This is a genomic window from Acetobacter fallax (genome assembly GCF_011516735.1).
GTDB lineage: Bacteria > Pseudomonadota > Alphaproteobacteria > Acetobacterales > Acetobacteraceae > Acetobacter > Acetobacter fallax.
This window is the reverse complement of sequence record NZ_WOSX01000004.1, coordinates 65,110-82,509: the sequence shown is the minus strand read 5'-3', so window position 1 is coordinate 82,509 and position 17,400 is coordinate 65,110. Positions and strand designations below refer to the sequence as shown.

15 protein-coding genes are annotated in these 17,400 nt (G+C 60.8%); 8 read left to right on the top strand and 7 right to left on the bottom strand.

What is annotated here, in order from left to right:
* Positions 1–81 precede the first annotated feature (81 nt).
* The 4 genes from dnaN (at position 82) to GOB85_RS03890 (ending at position 5,571) form a co-directional block, all read left to right on the top strand.
* Positions 82–1,206, top strand: a complete 1,125-nt coding sequence (dnaN, locus tag GOB85_RS03905; protein ID WP_173576319.1) for a DNA polymerase III subunit beta — start codon at positions 82–84, stop codon at positions 1,204–1,206.
* A 68-nt stretch (positions 1,207–1,274) separates the two neighbouring features.
* A complete protein-coding gene (recF, locus tag GOB85_RS03900; protein ID WP_173576318.1) occupies positions 1,275–2,456 on the top strand; it encodes a DNA replication/repair protein RecF in 1,182 nt (393 codons plus the stop codon).
* Positions 2,457–2,605: 149 nt separating this feature from the next.
* On the top strand, positions 2,606–5,047 hold the full coding sequence (gene gyrB, locus GOB85_RS03895; RefSeq protein WP_173576317.1) for a DNA topoisomerase (ATP-hydrolyzing) subunit B: 2,442 nt from the start codon (positions 2,606–2,608) through the stop codon (positions 5,045–5,047).
* A 149-nt stretch (positions 5,048–5,196) separates the two neighbouring features.
* Complete coding sequence (locus GOB85_RS03890; RefSeq protein WP_173576316.1) at positions 5,197–5,571, top strand: hypothetical protein; 375 nt, start codon at positions 5,197–5,199, stop codon at positions 5,569–5,571.
* A gap of 20 nt (positions 5,572–5,591) precedes the next feature.
* Here the strand turns inward: GOB85_RS03890 and purU are convergent, their stop codons facing one another.
* Positions 5,592–6,482, bottom strand: a complete 891-nt coding sequence (gene purU, locus GOB85_RS03885; protein ID WP_173576315.1) for a formyltetrahydrofolate deformylase — start codon at positions 6,480–6,482, stop codon at positions 5,592–5,594.
* A gap of 251 nt (positions 6,483–6,733) precedes the next feature.
* On the opposite strand from purU, the gene GOB85_RS03880 reads away from it, so the two are divergent.
* From GOB85_RS03880 to GOB85_RS03865, 4 genes are all read left to right on the top strand, one after another.
* Positions 6,734–7,396: a hypothetical protein gene (locus GOB85_RS03880; protein WP_173576314.1), complete on the top strand. Its 663-nt coding sequence runs from the start codon at positions 6,734–6,736 to the stop codon at positions 7,394–7,396.
* A 46-nt stretch (positions 7,397–7,442) separates the two neighbouring features.
* The gene (locus tag GOB85_RS03875) at positions 7,443–8,549 is read left to right on the top strand and encodes an NADH:flavin oxidoreductase/NADH oxidase (RefSeq protein WP_173576313.1); all 1,107 of its coding nucleotides are present in this window, start codon (positions 7,443–7,445) and stop codon (positions 8,547–8,549) included.
* Positions 8,550–8,804: 255 nt separating this feature from the next.
* Positions 8,805–9,134, top strand: coding sequence for a tannase/feruloyl esterase family alpha/beta hydrolase (locus GOB85_RS03870; RefSeq protein ID WP_173576312.1), 330 nt, complete (start codon positions 8,805–8,807; stop codon positions 9,132–9,134).
* Positions 9,135–9,352: 218 nt separating this feature from the next.
* Positions 9,353–9,928 (top strand): ACP S-malonyltransferase, encoded by a 576-nt coding sequence (locus GOB85_RS03865; RefSeq protein ID WP_173576311.1) that lies wholly within the window; start codon positions 9,353–9,355, stop codon positions 9,926–9,928.
* Positions 9,929–9,945: 17 nt separating this feature from the next.
* Here the strand turns inward: GOB85_RS03865 and GOB85_RS03860 are convergent, their stop codons facing one another.
* The 6 genes from GOB85_RS03860 to GOB85_RS03835 form a co-directional block, all read right to left on the bottom strand.
* Positions 9,946–10,728, bottom strand: coding sequence for a siderophore-interacting protein (locus GOB85_RS03860; RefSeq protein ID WP_173576310.1), 783 nt, complete (start codon positions 10,726–10,728; stop codon positions 9,946–9,948).
* 189 nt (positions 10,729–10,917) lie between these two features.
* Positions 10,918–12,414, bottom strand: a complete 1,497-nt coding sequence (locus tag GOB85_RS03855; RefSeq protein ID WP_173576309.1) for a hypothetical protein — start codon at positions 12,412–12,414, stop codon at positions 10,918–10,920.
* Positions 12,415–12,525: 111 nt separating this feature from the next.
* On the bottom strand, positions 12,526–14,499 hold the full coding sequence (locus GOB85_RS03850; RefSeq protein ID WP_242011273.1) for an FUSC family protein: 1,974 nt from the start codon (positions 14,497–14,499) through the stop codon (positions 12,526–12,528).
* A 313-nt stretch (positions 14,500–14,812) separates the two neighbouring features.
* Positions 14,813–15,739, bottom strand: a complete 927-nt coding sequence (locus tag GOB85_RS03845; RefSeq protein WP_242011272.1) for a hemolysin family protein — start codon at positions 15,737–15,739, stop codon at positions 14,813–14,815.
* The gene (gene ybeY / locus GOB85_RS03840; protein ID WP_173576306.1) at positions 15,736–16,305 is read right to left on the bottom strand and encodes an rRNA maturation RNase YbeY; all 570 of its coding nucleotides are present in this window, start codon (positions 16,303–16,305) and stop codon (positions 15,736–15,738) included. Before ybeY ends, GOB85_RS03845 begins: the two co-directional genes overlap by 4 nt.
* Entirely contained in the window at positions 16,289–17,344 is a 1,056-nt protein-coding gene (locus GOB85_RS03835) for a PhoH family protein (protein ID WP_173576375.1), read from the bottom strand. The genes ybeY and GOB85_RS03835 overlap by 17 nt, the downstream gene beginning before the upstream one ends.
* Between the last annotated feature and the right edge of the window lie 56 nt (positions 17,345–17,400).

Sequence of the window (17,400 nt, the reverse complement as noted above, 5' to 3'; positions counted from 1 at the left end):
TTAGACTGCCCCACCAATTTTTTCCGGCCATCATGGCCGGACAGCGCGGCCAGATCCGGGCTCAAAGAGGAACAGGCGTCGATGAAGTTTACGGCCGAGCGTGCCACCCTGCTGAAGGCCCTCGCTCACATCCAGAGCGTTGCCGAAAAGCGGAATACCATCCCCATCCTGGCCAATGTGCTGATCGACGCGCGTGACGGTCGCCTCGCCCTCACCGCGACAGACATGGAAATCGCCATTGTCGAGGAGTTCCCGGCCACAATCCACACGCCCGGCTCCGTCACGGCGCCCGCCGCCGTGCTCTACGAAATCGTCCGCAAACTCCCCGATGGCAGCGACGTCGAACTCAGCCACCCCGGCGCCGACGCCCAGCTCGACCTCCGCGCGGGCCGTTACGCAACCCGCCTGAACGCCCTGTCCGTCGATGACTTTCCCTCTATGATCGCAGGCGACCTGCCACATCAGTTCAAACTGAACAGCGCCGTCCTGAAATCCCTCATTGATCGCTCGCGTTTCGCAATCTCCACCGAAGAAACCCGCTACTATCTCAACGGCATCTATTTTCACGTGACAGAAGGCGAGACGGGCGGCCTCCTCCGCGCCGTCGCAACAGACGGCCACCGCCTGGCCCGCGTCGAAACCGAACTCCCCGCAGGCGCCGCCGGCATGCCGGGCGTGATCATTCCCCGCAAGACAGTCGGAGAAATCCGCAAACTTCTCGATGAAGCACCGGAAGAAGTCGATGTCTCGGTCTCCGATACCCGCATCCAGTTCACCGTGGGTCCGATCACCCTTACGTCGAAGCTGATCGACGGCACCTTCCCGGAATACCAGCGCGTCATTCCGTCCGGAAATAATCGCATTCTTCGTGTTGGCAAAAAAGATTTTTCCGATGCAGTGGCCCGCGTCGCCGCGATCAGCCAGGAACGCTCGCGCCCGGTGAAACTCGCCCTGTCGCGTGACCTCCTCATCCTGTCCGCCACCAGCGCCGATCAGGGAACCGCCAAGGAAGAACTCGACGACAACCGCGTGACCTATGACGGCGAAGACATGGAGATCGGCTTCCAGGCCCGTTATCTCAATGACATCACCGATCAGGTCGCCAAAGATGTCGAATTCGTCTTCGCAGACAGTGCAGCCCCGACCATCGTTCGCGATGTGGACAGCCCCTCAGCACTCTACGTGCTGATGCCAATGCGGGTCTGAGACCCGTCCCGGACGCAGCCACATACCAGACCACGAAAAGCAGGACCGGAGCCCTCCGGCCCCCGTCGATGACGCGCCTTCTTCGCCTTGTGCTGACGAATTTTCGCAATTACGACCGGCTCACCTGGGAGCCGGAAGGATCGCCCGTCGTCATCACCGGCGATAACGGCAGCGGAAAAACCAACCTCCTCGAAGCCCTTTCTCTCCTCGCCCCCGGACGGGGCCTCCGCGGCGCCCGCACCGCCGAACTTCGTCGCCACACGCCCGGAACCGCCGACCGCAATACGGGCCAGGACACAGGCGAGACCGCAGGCTGGGGCGTCTCAGCCCGCTTTACCGATGATCGCGGCCCCTTCGATGTCGCCACCGGCATGGAGGAGGGACAGGACGGCGCCCGGAAATTTCTCCTCAATGGCACCGCCCTCCGTGCCCGCACCGCCATCGCGGACCATCTTTCCGCCGTCTGGATCACGCCGCAGATGGATCGCCTGTTCGGTGAAAGCGCAAGCGGCAGAAGGCGTTTTCTCGATCGTCTCGTCGTCGCGATGGCCCCGCACCACGCCCGCGAACTCGCCGCCTGTGAACGCGCCACCGCCCAGCGCAACCGTATCCTCTCCACACAATCCACTGATCCCGCCTGGCTCTCCGGCATCGAAGACGCCATGGCCCGTCATGGGGTCGCGGCTGTCGCCGCCCGTCAGGAACTTGTCAGCCGCCTGAACGCAACCGGCGCCGACCCGACCGGCGCATTTCCCTCCGCGCTCCTCTCCCTCCTGTGTCCCATTGCCACCCGGCTGGCAGCAGAGCCCGCTCTCGCCGTCGAAGACTGGCTGCGCACGCAACTCCGTGAAGCCCGTGACAGGGATCGCCTCCGTGGTCACGCAACACTCGGCGCCCATCGCACCGATTTCGCCCTTCAGGACCTGGAAACCGGGCGTCCCGCCGCCGAAGCCAGCACCGGCCAGCAAAAAGCGCTCCTGATCGGCATCATTCTCGCCCATGCCCGCCTGATGAGCGCTCCCGGCACTGTCGCGCCAATGCTGCTGCTGGACGAACCGCTGGTCCATCTCGATGCGGGTCGCCGCGCCGCTCTGATGAACACATTGCTCGATTTCAGAACCCCGGTCCTGCTGACGGGAACCGATCCCGGACCCTTCGCGCCGCTCCGCGACCACGCCCGTTTCATGCGCCTGCATCACGGTATTTTCACCGATGAAGGAAAAGGGGAGGGCATCCCCCCCGAAGCATAACGGACCTGCGCCCCAAAACCGCCGGCTTTCGCGAAAAACCGCCGGAAATCACACCCTTCCGAAGGCTGCGCGCTGGCCCCGCCGCAGCAAAAGGCGTATAAGACCTCCACAATCTTCATACCCCGAAAACACCGGAGCATCCGCCTCGTATGACAGAGTCAGCCACGCCCTCCACACCTGCCGGAGATGATGAGTACGGCGCGTCCTCAATCTCGGTCCTCAGGGGGCTGGACGCCGTACGCAAACGCCCCGGCATGTATATCGGCGATACCGATGACGGCTCGGGTCTGCATCACATGGCTTTCGAAATCATCGACAACGCCGTCGATGAAGCCCAGGCCGGTCACGCCACCCATTGCGAACTGACCCTGAATGCCGATGGCAGCGTCACCGTGCGCGATAACGGTCGCGGTATTCCGACCGACCTGCACCACGAGGAAGGCATCAGCGCCGCCGAAGTCGTGCTGACGAAACTGCATGCAGGCGGAAAATTCAACCAGAATTCCTACAAAGTTTCCGGCGGCCTGCACGGCGTCGGCGCCGCCGTCGTCAACGCCCTGTCCGAATGGATGGAAGTCCGTATCTGGCGTAACGACATCGAACACATGATCCGCTTCGCCCACGGCGAGCGCGTCGCTCCCCTGGTGGAAATCGGTCCTTCTGACGAGGAACGTGGCACCCAGGTCACGTTCATGCCAAGCGACAAGACCTTCACGAAAACGATCTTCGAGTTTCCCATTCTCGAACGTCGTCTGCGTGAACTGGCTTTTCTCAATTCCGGCCTGAAAATTACCCTGCGTGACGCCCGTGTCGAGCCCGTCCGGGAAGAAGTCTTCCATTATGATGGCGGTCTGGTCGCCTTCGTCGAATGGCTCGACCGCTCCCGCGCGCCGGTCATCACACCACCGATCTACGGCAGTCTCGAAAACCCGGATAACGGAATCAAGGTCGAATTCGCGCTGACCTGGAACGACAGCTATCACGAAACGATGCTGTGTTTCACAAACAATATCCCACAGCGTGACGGCGGTTCCCATCTCGCCGGCTTCCGTCAGGCCCTGACCCGCATCGTCGGAAAATACGCGGAGAGCATCGCAAAGAAAGACAGCGCGTCCCTCGTCGGTGACGACATGCGCGAAGGTCTGACAGCCGTCCTGTCCGTGAAAGTGCCGGACCCGAAATTCTCTTCACAGACAAAGGACAAACTCGTTTCGTCCGAAGTCCAGCCGGTTGTCCACACCGCCGCCGCCGACATGATCGGTCACTGGTTCGAAACACACCCGAAAGAGGCGAAGCTTGTCGTCTCCAAGGTGCTGGATGCCGCCTCCGCCCGCGAAGCCGCCCGCCGGGCCCGTGAACTGACCCGCCGCAAAGGCGTGCTCGATATTTCGTCGCTGCCCGGAAAACTCGCCGACTGTCAGGAACGCGATGCCTCCAAAGCCGAAATCTTCATCGTCGAGGGTGACTCCGCTGGCGGAACCGCGAAGCAGGGCAGGGACCGTCGCTTCCAGGCTATCCTGCCCCTGAAAGGCAAGATCCTGAACGTCGAACGCGCCCGCTTCGACCGCATGCTCGGTTCCGCTGAGATCGGCACCCTGATCACAGCTCTCGGCACCGGCATCGGGCGCGGGGAGGCCGACCAGGGCGGCTTCAGCATCGAAAAACTCCGCTACCACCGCATCGTCATCATGACAGACGCCGACGTCGACGGGTCACATATCCGCACGCTGCTTCTGACGTTCTTCTTCCGCCAGATGCCCGAACTCATCGAAAAGGGCTATCTCTACATCGCCCAGCCGCCGCTCTATCGCGCCAAACGCGGCAATGAAGAACGCTACCTGAAAGATGACGCCGCCCTTGAGCGTTATCTGCTCGACAAGGCTCTGGGCAACACCACGCTGACGCTCGGTAATGGTCACATCCTCGAAGGTGACGAACGCGAAACAGAAATTACCTTCATGCGTGATGCCGCCCGAGTCATCGGTCGCCTCTCCAGCCGTATTCCCGGCTGGGTCATCGAACAGGCCGCCATCGCGGGCGTGTTCGACAGCGATCGTGATGCGGCTCAGATCCGTGTCCCGGATCTGCAGAAACGCCTCGACGAGGCCTCTGCACCCGCCGAGCGTGGCTGGAAAGTCGTCCTCAGTGACGCCGGGCTGGAACTCGGTCGCAACGTCCGCGGCATCGGCGAAATGTATCGCCTCGACGGCGCAACGCTCGCAGGTGCGGATGTCCGCTGGCTCGGTGTCAATGGCGCCCGTATGATGCGTGATTACGGACAGGGAATCGTCATCCGCCTCGAAAGCGGCATGGAACTTCCCGCGGCCGGCCCCTCAACAGCCTTCGCCCGCCTGCTGGCTCAGGGCCGCAAGGGCCTCGCCATCAACCGCTTCAAAGGGCTTGGCGAGATGAACGACGAACAGCTCTGGGACACAACCCTCGATCCTGCCGTCCGCACACTTCTCCAGGTCCGCATCTCGGATCTCGAAGAAGCCAGTGAAGTGTTTTCAACACTGATGGGTGATGTCGTCGAGCCACGCCGTGACTTCATCGTAGGGAACGCGCTGAAAGTGGCTAATCTCGACGTGTAATGCCGGCCTGCTCTGAGGCTGGTGTCCGGTTTGGCACTCAACAGATCAGGGTGAAGGGAGCCGCGCTCCCTTCCGGGTTCACCCGGAGCCCCCCGCCAGTCCCACACACGGCAAAGCCCCTGCACATTATACAATCCGGAGGCCGCTGCATGATCGTTCAGGATCATCCCTATTTCTGCGACATGCCTGACGATATGCGTTACCTGAAGCCGAAAGAGTTCTCGAAGCCCTTCATCGAAAAAACGATGATCTTCATCCTTCCTGACAGACTGAAGGATTTCCGTAAGGATCTCTATCATGTCAGAAAACGCGAGAACGAAGACGGCGCAATCTACGTCCCGCTCTTCCGTGCGCAGTGCATCCTCGGCAGAGATCCGATCCCGCCAGAGTATCACGGGCCGTTCAACGCCTACCCGTTCTATTCAAAAGTCGCCCGCAACAAACGACACTATCTCGATTACTATATGCTGTTCGTCTTCAACGGGCAGCCGGACTACGCAAAATTCCGTTCTCTGACAGCATAGAACCAAAAAATCCCGGAAGATTAATCCAGAAACACAATTGCCTTCCGCCCGTTCAGGAGCGCCCGCTGCTCGGTATAATACCGCACCGCCCGCGCCAGCACCCGCCGCTCAATATCACGCCCCTTGCGGATCAGATCCTCCGGCGTATCCGCATGACTGATCCGCTCCACATCCTGCTCGATGATCGGCCCCTCATCGAGATCGTGCGTCACAAAATGCGCAGTCGCTCCGATCAGCTTAACACCCCGCGCATAAGCCTGATGATATGGCCGCGCACCCTTGAAACCCGGCAAAAACGAATGATGAATATTGATGCAGCGCCCTGACAGCCTCGCCGCCATTTCGTTCGAGAGGATCTGCATATAACGCGCCAGAACCACCAGTTCCGTGCCCGTCTCCTCCACAAGCTGAAGAATCTGCGCTTCCTGAGCCGCCTTCGTCGCAGCCGTCACTGGCAGATAGTGAAACGGAATCCCGCCAAAATCGACATCCGCGTAAACGTCGCGAGGGTGATTGGCAATAATGCCGGCAGGCTCGATCGCAAGCTCACCAACGCGCCAGCGATACAGCAGATCAACAAGACAATGATCGAACTTTGAAACCAGCAGCATCACCCGCGTTGGCCGCGTGTTGTCCTTGATCGTCCATGTCATGCCAAACTCAGCCGCCAGAGCCGACATCACGGAAATCAGATGAACCGGCTCGCGCCCGTCAAACTGACTGAAAACAACCCGCATGAAGAACTTGCCGCTCTCCGTGTCGTCAAACTGCTGAGCTTCGGTGATATTAGCGCCCAGCTCAAACAGCTTCTGCGCAATCGCCGCCACAATGCCAGGCCGGTTCACACAGCTCAGAGTGAGCGTGCGAAACCCGCCAGACGCGGCAGATCCATTCACGGATGCAACTGACATGAAACGCCCCACCTCAAAACCCTGACCTCAGCACACAACACACCTTCAGGGCGCGACTCGTTACAGGATGCCACCCCGAACGTCGAGCCGCGCCACCCGGCGCCCCTCCACGCAGCCCCGAATTGATCAAGGGCATTGCGGCACACACCATCCCATGCGAAGCACAATCAATAACCGTTCGTCGCCCTTCCGATCCAGGCGCTTTCCGGCCGGAACCGGTGGTGGGCAAACACACGCAGTGAGCCTGACCCATGAAATCCCGCCTCACGGCCCTCGTGGCCCTCCTCGTCACCGGCTGTTCCTATACCGTCGATCCCCTGAAAAACTATTGCGCTGAACCGGATATCACCAGCGCCGTCACCGGGATCGCAAACGCCCCGTCACCCCTGCCTGACGTCACCGGCACCGCCCCCGCAAGCCAGGCCGCCTCATTCAGCAACGGCACCATCCGGGGCTCGCTGTTCGGGTCTCATTACCAGGTCATGGCCTGCCACGGCACACTCACACGCGCCGATGGCTCAAAGGAAGAAGGCGTCGCCGTCACACGCCTCAAAGGTGGCCCGACAAGCTGGCGCGCCCTCTGGCTCGATCCGGCCTCGCCCGATTACTTCCGCGTCTGGCTGACCGACGCCCAGGTCGCCACCTACCGCGAGAAACAGATCACGGACAAACTCAATCACACACCCGCGGCCTGCAAACCTTATGCAGAGGACCTGTTCCGTAACACCCGCCAGACCGGCCTCGCAGATGGCAAACTTCGCAGCACCCTCTACACCTGCCTCGCCGCCAGCGGCCTCAGACCCGCCACGCCGCCGACAGGCATCAACGCAACCACCACCTCAGCCACACCAACCTTCTACGTGCCTTATTATCTGGACCCGGAAATGGAAATCAGCGGCCTTCAGTTCTACTGAGTTCCAGGTCCGGGCCTGAGCCGGAACCCACAGACAGGAAAAAACCATGTCCGGACCAAAACTCTTCGAGCCGAAACAGATCGGAACGCTCCCGCTCGCCAACCGCATCATCATCGCCCCGATGTGTCAGTACTCCGCCATCGACGGCTGCATGACCGACTGGCACCTCATCCATCTCGGTAATCTCGCCCTCTCCGGCGCAGGCATCCTCACCATCGAAGCCACCGCCGTAACCTCGGAAGGCCGCATCACCGCACACGATGTCGGCCTCTGGGACGACACCACCGAAGCCGCCATGGCCCGCGCCCTGAAGGGCATCCGCACCGCCTCCGACATTCCCGTCGCCATCCAGCTCGGCCACGCAGGACGCAAAGCCTCCGTCGCGGTCCCCTGGAAAGGCGGCAAACACATTCCGCCCGGCGCGCCCGAAGGCTGGCAGACCGAAGCCCCCTCAGCCATCCCCTTCACCGAAGGCACCAACCCGCCCCACGCCCTCGACAAAGCCGACCTGGCCTCCCTCCGCAACGCCTACGGCACCGCCGCAAAACGCGCCGCCCGGCTCGGCATCAACGCCATCCAGCTCCACGCCGCCCACGGCTACCTCATCCATCAGTTCCTCTCGCCGCTCTCCAACCAGCGCACCGACGACTACGGCGGCAGCCTCGAAAACCGCCTCCGCTTCCCGCTCGAAGTTTTCGACACCATCCGCGAAGCCTTCCCCGAAGGCCCCGTCACCATCCGCATCTCGGGAACCGACTGGGTCCCCGGTGGCTGGGACATCGACCAGAGCATAGCCCTCGCAAAAGCGCTCGAAACCCGTGGCTGTGACGCCATCCACGTCTCAAGTGGCGGCCTCAGCCCGCAACAGCAGATCCCCGTCGGCCCGAGCTACCAGGTCCCGCTCGCCCGCGCCGTCAAAGCCGAAACAGACATCCCCGTCATCGCTGTCGGCCTCATCACCGGCTTCGAACAGGCGGAAGCCATCGTCTCCACCGGCGACGCCGATTTCATCGCCCTGGCACGCACCATCCTCTACGATCCCCGCTGGCCCTGGCACGCCGCCGCCCACCTCGGCGCGCAGATCAAAGCCCCGAACCAGTACCTCCGCTGCCAGCCTCATACCCTCAAAGAACTGTTCCTGCCGCCGAACTAAAAACTCCGGTTAAAATCAGGAACAAAGTGATCCGGTGCCGCACGCCCCGGATCACTTCCCACACGTGCGGCAATGCACTTCCTCTGCCTCGGAAAAGACGCTCAGGAACTCAACGGCCCGCACCGAGAACTTCCAGAGGACAGCTCATGACGCCGCTGCCTGCCATTCCCTCCAGAGGCCCTTCAATCACGCTTCTGAAAGTCGCATTCTTTACCAGCATCGTTCTCGTCTCAGCAGGCACCGCCCACGCACAAGGTGTACCCCGACACACCTATCCGTCGTCAGACCTACCTCGCCACCGCCGCACCCACGACTGTCGAAGGCGCCCGCGTCACCACGCAAAGCAAATCCCTGACCACAGCAAAAGGCACATTCTGCAAAGTCACCGGCACCATCGCCCCGGCCATCAGCTTCGAGATCGATCTGCCTCAGAACAAATGGACCCGGCGCTTTGTCCAATCAGGCTGCGGTGGCCTCTGCGGTATGGTCAACGCCAGCATCGGCAATGCCTCACGCCGCACACCCGCCCGATTTATCCGTTCCCGCTCATTGCCCGATACAGCGGTAAAGGAGACCCGAAAGTAGCTTCAGACTACACAGCCGCCCCGAGCCCCGTCACATCCGAACCCGTCACCATACAGTGGTACGGCGCCAGCCTGATCAGTCCGGATTTTCAGAAGAACTCTATCGTAAAAGACGGCTTCCTGACGGAAGAACTGCCTCTAAGACTCCCGGCCTGGGGAATAGCAGGCTGCCTCACTCCGGACCAGGTCCTGGAACTTGCCGCCACCCGCGCGGCGCTTATGGATCAGGCCAGCCCGAAAAACGCCGGCCTCGCAGGAATAGCCGGTCTGCCGGATGACCGCCTGCAATCGATCCTGAAAGAAACCGGAACATTCGTCGCCATCGTAAACGCACCGGATAATGTCGTCATCGGCGGCCTCGCAGCGCAACTCGATCTGGCTGTCGCACACGCGCTGCAACTGGGTGCGTCCACCGCAAAACGGCTGCACGTCGCAGTCCCGTCCCATACACCCCTTCTTCAGAGCGCGGTGGACCCATTGCTGCACGCCCTCCACACCCTGCAACCAGAACAGCCGTCACCAGAAGTGCGATTGCTGAGCGGACTGGACGGAGAACCCGTTCTCCGCATCGATGACGGGTGTATGAGACTGGCCAGACAGGTCAGCACAACAGTGAACTGGCAGGCCTGCCTTCAGGGCTGCAGAGAAGCTGATGTCAGCAGGATCATTGAAACAGGACCCGGCACCGCGCTGACCCGCATGGCACGCAACACACTGCCGGACATTCCCTGTCACGCGACAGAAGACTTCCATAGCGTCGATGGGCTCAGTCACTGGATCGCACAGTCCTCGTAAAGCCAGACCCGACCCCGTCATCCCTCCGCGTCAAAATCCTTCACCGCCGCATCCGCACGCCCCTTAACCCAATACCCCGAAGCCTTCAGCCACACCCGGTCCAGCCCGCGTTCCTCCAGAAAATACCGCCGCACCGCCCGGGCCACCATTGCCTCAGCAGCCACCCACACAAACGTCCGGGGACCACACTCCAGCGTCTTCAGCACGGTCAGAACAGGTTCCGCCCGATCAGCGTCTTCCAGAGGACGATGAACCCAGTGCGCCTCATGCCGTGCCCCGGTCACAAACACCTGCTCATCCTCAGCACCCGGAACAGCAACAACCGTTGTCACGCGCGCCGAGGCCGTAAGTTCCTCAACACGCCGCCCGATCGCCGGCAAAGCCGTTTCGTCGCCAATCAGCACCCAGTGATCAATCTCTCCCTCAATCACCTGAGACCCGCGCGGCCCGCCAATATCCAGCCTGTCACCCGCCCGCGCCGCCCGTGCCCATGCCGCCGCGGGTCCGCCCTCATGGCTGACAAAATCCAGCACCAGTTCCCGCCGTGCCGCATCAAAGCGCCGAGGCGTATAGTCCCGACGAACCGGCTCACCATCTGACCCCGGAAGAAAAATCTTGATGTGATCATCAGGCGACGCACTCACAAACGAGCTCAGATCATTGCTCGTCAGCGTCACCCGGATCATGTGCGGCGTCAGTCTCTCAGCCGAGACCACATCCAGTGTCCGCCGCTTCAGCTCATGCCGGACCCGACGTATCTCCGGGCCGTTTTTTGAAGAGAAAAAAGAAGTCAAACTCATCTGCAAGTCCTTTCCGGCGGGTAGCACCAGCGACTGCAAATGTACAGACGCACAGAGCCAGCCCGCAAGTTGCTGGTTTCTGCGCGTTGTTTCACGTTAACGCCTACGGACGCACGGCCTGAAAACCGAACGACACCGGCACACCACAACAGGTCAGTCCGGAAAATGTCAATATTTTTCTCCTGAGCACTACTCAATACGTGGCGCCGGCTGATCCCAGACCAAAACCTGGATCGCGCCATACTGAAGGCGCTCGGCAGGTGTCCCAAAATGCTTCTGCAGCGCATCCCTGCACAGGGAAAGGGAACTGCAATTCTCTTCATCCTGAACCAGAGCAACGAAAAATCTGCGCCCGCGCGTCGAAACATCCCCGTCATACCAGAGTGGCGACACCTGAGCTCCGCGCTGCCGCATGGATCCCGCCCCATCAAACTGCACCGGTCGCATGATGACGCTGCCCCGGCTGAGCCACGTCACCCCAGGCGGGTTCGTTCCCCAATAAGGCCCATAACCATAAACAAGATCATGGCTTTTAAGGAAATCGATAAACCCGTCCGATCCATTCATATACACTCTGACCGGGCGCAGCCATGTCTGCGCCGGAACCGAACACAGACCGGAAACCGGAAGTAAAAACAGAACAGCAACAGAAGCGAATTTCGCGAAACCGCCTTCCCATGATCGTCCCTGAACAAGACAGAACAAAATCAGAAAAGGAACAAACAGCACCAGCACCGCAAAGAACCGCGCCGCATTCATCGTGTCAGGCAAAGCTCCGATCACATAAAGCACAGACGTACACAGGCACGACAACATCATGCTGCCGACGACAAGCCACTGCGCCCCTGAGATGGACTGCCGCGCTCTCCACAGAAACGGCAATACCGCGGACAGAACAAAAAGAAACACGCTCCAGACGCCCAGTGTCGTCGCAAGCGATGTCCCGGTATAACCCGGAATAATATTCAGTATCCGGGCTGTCCCCTTAAACCAGGTTGCGAGATTCGCATTGAATCCGGCCCATGTCCCGAGCTGAAATGCCGTCTGGGGCAACCAGTCAAGAAACCCGAAACAGCGTGTCCCGGTCACCACAACAGACAATACCATCATGGCGCATAACCATGCCGCCCGCCGCCTGACCTCTTTCTTCAGCAAAAACACAAGAAAGGCCCCGCCAGCGACAGGCCCGGCAACAGCCGCCTGTCCCCACGGGTCCGATAACGAGGCAAGCGTCACCAGAACAGCGCTCAGAACTGCAAATCCACCGTGGCGGGCAATCGCAAACCACGCACAGAGCAGCGCCGCCAGCCCCCATAACAACGTGACATCATGGCTCACCGGACTGGAAAGAAATCCGGTCCATCCCCGTGCCTCCCGATCACAAAAAAGATAGATGATCGCGATAAGATATCCCGGGCGGCCGATCATAAGCCGCGCCAGAACCGTCAGAAGAATCCCCGACCCGATATAAATCAGCCACCCCGACAAAACGACGAGAGAAGGATGAAATCCCAGCACCGTCAGCGCAGCCACTCCTGGAAGAAGAGAAAAAACCCAGTTATCCTGTGTATAGCGCCACGTGTATAAGAAATTCACACCATATTGCCTGATCCCGTCCATAATAACGAAAGGATCAAGAGTATCTCCATCCACGCTCCACAGTGAAAACTGGTCGTGAAAAGTCATCCAGAGACCTGAAATCAGGAAAGCGAACCACGACAAACAATAAATTATCAGTTTTTTGTCGTGTTTAACGTCATCATTCATCCTCGTTTTTCTCATTCCGGTCATCACACCTCAAAACCAGTCACGATCCAGAGTCCGTAAACCCCCGACCATCGCCTCCGGATTGTCCATCAGAGACGCACCCGATCGGGACAATGTTGCAACAGCAGCATAAGCCCCGGTCCGCTTCTCCATGGCCAGTGAGGGAACATCCTCGCGCTCCAGCCACCACACGCTCGCAGCCCCTGCCATCTTGCGCAGAAGAAAGAGAATCTCTGCCGCCTTCACGAGAGTCGGAGACCGTCGCAGTCCTTCAATCCGTGCCTGCTGACACTGAATCTCCGCCCGCGTGCTCGTCGTGCCCGCCTGCCGCCGCGCCGCCTCAATCCGCTGCCAGTCCACCCGCTCCGGCCCGGTCACCAGCGCCGCATACGCAATATTCGCTGTAAACGCCTCGCTCACCAGAACCGCCAGCGGTGCCGCACGTCGCTCCGGCCAGAACAGAAGACACCCCGCCAGCCCGACCATGCTGCCAATGATATTATTGACCGCCCGCGACAAGCCCACGTCCCATCCCAGCGTCGGGCTGACCAGATCCGTTACCAGCACAAAAAGCTGCGTCATAAACGTCACGCACAGCGTATAATTGACGCCCCGCAACGCAATCGTCGCCGCCGCCATCGGGAAAATCAGCAGAAGAATACACCAGACAGGCAAAACCACGCCCATCACCGCCGCCAGCACACCACCGGCAATGCTCCCCGCCACACGCTCAATCGTACGCGGCAACGTCGTCGTCACGCTGGGCTGCATCACCACAACCACAGCCATCATCGCCCAGTAGGCGTAAGGAAGCGCAAGCCAGAGCGTAATTGCATACGCCACAAGAACCGCCGCGCAGACCCGCCCCGCATGACGCAGAACCAGATGGCTCGCAGGCCCGGCCTTTCGCGAACGCTCTGTGATGTCGTCAGCAACACTCCGGCTCTCCGGCTGCTCCCACGCATTCAGAAGATCCGTCAGAGCATCCGCACAGACACCGGCTCCCCGGCTGAACAGATCCTCGCCACGATCGGAAGCCTGTCGCAAAAAACCAATATGCTTCCGCAAAGCATCAGGATTTCCTTCCGGAAGAACGATCTCGCCGCCAACCCGCTGCAACACCGCCGCAACAAGCCGCACAACCCGACGCGCACCGGTCGATTCCACTCCGGATAAAATCGCATGTTCAAACGCCATGATCGCAATAAAAATCCGGTCGCACGCTTCAACAGCAGGCAACAGCGTCGCCCGGGTCCGACCAGTCGTCGGATCCGCCGCAAGCACTTCGATCCGGCTCCGCGCCTGCTCGATCCTGCCGCGAATATCACGTCGGTAAGCGCTGATCGCCTGCTCCTCCATGCGCATATCCGCAGACACCATCATGCATTCCAGCAAACGCCCGGTCATCCGGCCCTGCTCGCGAAAAATTCCCGAACAGGCCTGCCGCAACGGCGACCACGGATCGACCGGCCACGCCAGAACGCACACGAGCGTGGCCCATATCGTGCCGGCCAGAAAAAATCCGGAAAGTTTCAGCGCGCCAGACGGGGATTGCGGATAACAGACGGCCACAACAGCAACGATTGCAGCAAGCACGCCAATCTGCGTGGCCACACCGCCGCGCACCCGCATCAGCCCGCACCCAAAAACAGCAATCCCCAGCGCAGAAAATGCCAGCAGCCCGCCCACACCGGATGCCACCGAGACCACACCCGTAATCACCGTGCCCAGCGCCCCGAATTTCAGCATTGCTCCAAGGCGCGGACGCAGCAATCCACCCGGATCAACCAGACACGTCCAGAATGCCGCAAACGCCGACCAGGCCATCAGGGGCATCCCGAGCCGTAACGCCACGATCATCACCAGCCCGACCGCAACGCCGGCCCGCAGCCCTTCCCGAACAGCAATCTGCTCCGGAGCAATCGAAATCGCCCGCACACCCAGCCAGTGCGCCAGCCCCGAAGGCATGATGCCTCCCGAAAAAGCCCGCAAATAACGACGCATGCGAAAAGCCGAAAAACCGAAATACGTATGCATGCGCAACCAGCTAAGAGTCAGAGGACAGGCGGAAACCGTCCTTATTCACAGTAACGGAAATTTGCAGCAAAATAATGATGCCTGCCAGTCAAGTCTGCCAGCAAACCGAAGCCGGCATCTCCGGACGGGGACGACCACTCCCCCCCGATCATCATCGTAATACGGCCCGGAGTTTCACCCCCCCACGGCGCCCGACAAAGCCGCTTCTCCGGTCTGGCCCGAAAAATGGAAAGGCGCTTCCACACGAAAGAACGCTCCACTTCCAGGCGGACAAAAAGCCCTACTTCCCGCCGGAATCCTCCTCGCCGGCAGTCTCCACCACCGTCTTCCGCACCCGTACACGGCGAATATGCCGTGCGTCAGAGTCCAGAACCCGGAACACGTACCCTCCCTCATGGGTAAACACCTCACCCCGCGTCGGAACATGCCCCGCCAGCCGGAACACAAGCCCCCCAATGGTCTCAATCTCCGACTCACGCTCAGACTCCGTCAGGATCGGCCCGAGCACATGCTCGAACTTCTCCACCGGACACCGCGCATCAATGTCGTAAGACCCGTCCGGACGCTCCACGATCATCGCCGTCGTCGGCTCATCATGCTCGTCCGAAATATCACCGACAATCGTCTCAACCAGATCCTCGATCGTCACCAGCCCGTCGATGCCGCCATATTCGTCAATCACCAGAGCCATATGCATCCGCCGCTGACGCATCATCAGCAGCAGATCCAGCACCGGCATCTGCGGCGCAATCATCAGCGGCTGTCGCAGCAGAGGATCAAGCGTGAAGGCCTCACTCGTGCCCAGATAGGCAATCAGATCCTTCACATGGATCATGCCCACAATGTCATCGAGCTGCCCGCGATACACCGGCATCCGGGAATGATTCTCCCGCCGCATCATCGCCAGAGCGTCATCCAGACTGATATCCGCCGACATCGCGATAATATCGGCCCGCGGAATCATCACATCATCCGCGCTCGTCTCACGCAGCCGCAGAACATTCGCAATCAGCGCCCGTTCCTGACGATCGAGTTCCGGCGTCTCATCGCCCGAATCCCCTGCATCCGCCGCTTCCTGAACCAGCGCCGCAATCGAATGCCGCAATCCCTGGTCACGCTTCCGGCCAAACAGCGAAAACAATCCGCGTTTGCCGCGACCGTTCCCGTCAGATCTCTCGCCCGAAGATGTGTTGTCAGATCCGGTCATGTCCGTGGTTTCCATGGGTTGGGAACGCCAATCGTCGACAGAACACGAGCCTCTTCCATCTCCATCCGCCTGGCCTCGCCAGCCCCGTGATGATCATGACCGTCCAGATGCAGCACGCCGTGAACCACAAGATGCATCAGATGGTCGGCAACCGGCCGCCGCGCCGCCCGCGCCTCACGACACACAGTCTCCAGCGCAAGAATAATCTCGCCACCCGGAAACCCCGCCGGCGGCTCAAAAGTCAGAACATTCGTCGGTTTGTTACGGCCCCGATGCCGCGCATTCAGCCGCTTCACCACCCGATCCGAAGACAACACAATCGTCTCGGGAACAGGAGCTTCAGCATGCAGACACGCCGCGGCACAGGCACGCCAGGCAAAGGCCTCGGCACGAGGGATAAAAGCCCGCCAGCGCCTCTCCTCGACAATGATCTCAGGACCATCGTCATCGGGTTCAAAATCGCCCTCGCCGTCAAAAAGAGGGGAGGGGAGTGACCCGTTCCATCGGGAAGGGTCACTCTCTGTCGCGGCCGCGAGACCGCGACCAATACTACCTGGCGGTTCCATCTTGCTCCCGGCGGAACCTGTTGCGGGAGGTGTCCCGTTCCGCCGTCTTCCGTTGATCATACGCATCAACAATGCGCGCGACCAGTCTGTGCCGCACCACATCGCGCGCGTCAAAGCGGTTCACGGCAATACCCTGAACCCCCTCAAGCGTATTCAGCGCATCCTGAAGCCCCGAAACCGTGCCCGAAGGCAGATCCACCTGGCTCAGATCGCCCGTCACAACCATGCGCGACCCGTTGCCCATGCGCGTCAGAAACATCTTCATCTGCGCCGGCGTCGTGTTCTGCGCCTCATCGAGAATCACATAAGCATGCGCCAGAGTCCGCCCGCGCATGAACGCCAGCGGCGCCACCTCAATCTCACCCGTCGCCATCCGCCGGATCACCTGATCCCCTGGCATCATGTCATGCAGCGCGTCATAAAGCGGCCGCAGATACGGATCGATCTTGTCCTTCATGTCCCCCGGCAGAAACCCGAGCCGCTCACCCGCCTCAACAGCAGGCCGGGAAAGAACAATCCGGTCCACCTGACCGGCCTGCAACATCGCCACAGCCTGCGCCACCGCGAGATAGGTCTTGCCCGTGCCCGCAGGCCCGACACCAAACACCATCTCCTGACTCGCCAGCATGTCCATATAAGCCGCCTGACCAGGCGACCGGGCCTCGATCGCCCCGCGCTTCGTGCGGATCGCCGGGAGATCAACCAGCGCCAGAGCCGGTCCCTCAGCCACAGCACCCGCTCCCATTGCGCCCGGCGCCGGATCACGCAACGCCGCATGAATGTCAGACAGCCTGATCGCCGCGTCGATCTCCCCCGTGTCGATCACTCCGCCCCGCTCAGCCCGCCGGTAAAGCGAGGTCAGCGCCGAATGAGCCAGAGCCACACGCCCCGGATCACCATTGATCGCCACCCGGTTTCCCCGTCGCGTCAGACGAACACCGAGCGCTTCCTCCAGATGGTGCAGATGGCGGTCATGATCGCCAACAAGCTGCGCCAGTAACGCGTTGTCGCCAAACTGGAGGGTCGTTGGTTTCGACACCCCCGTTCCGGCAAGAGAATGGGTGCCCCTGGTGCGGGGATGCGGAGTTCCTGTGG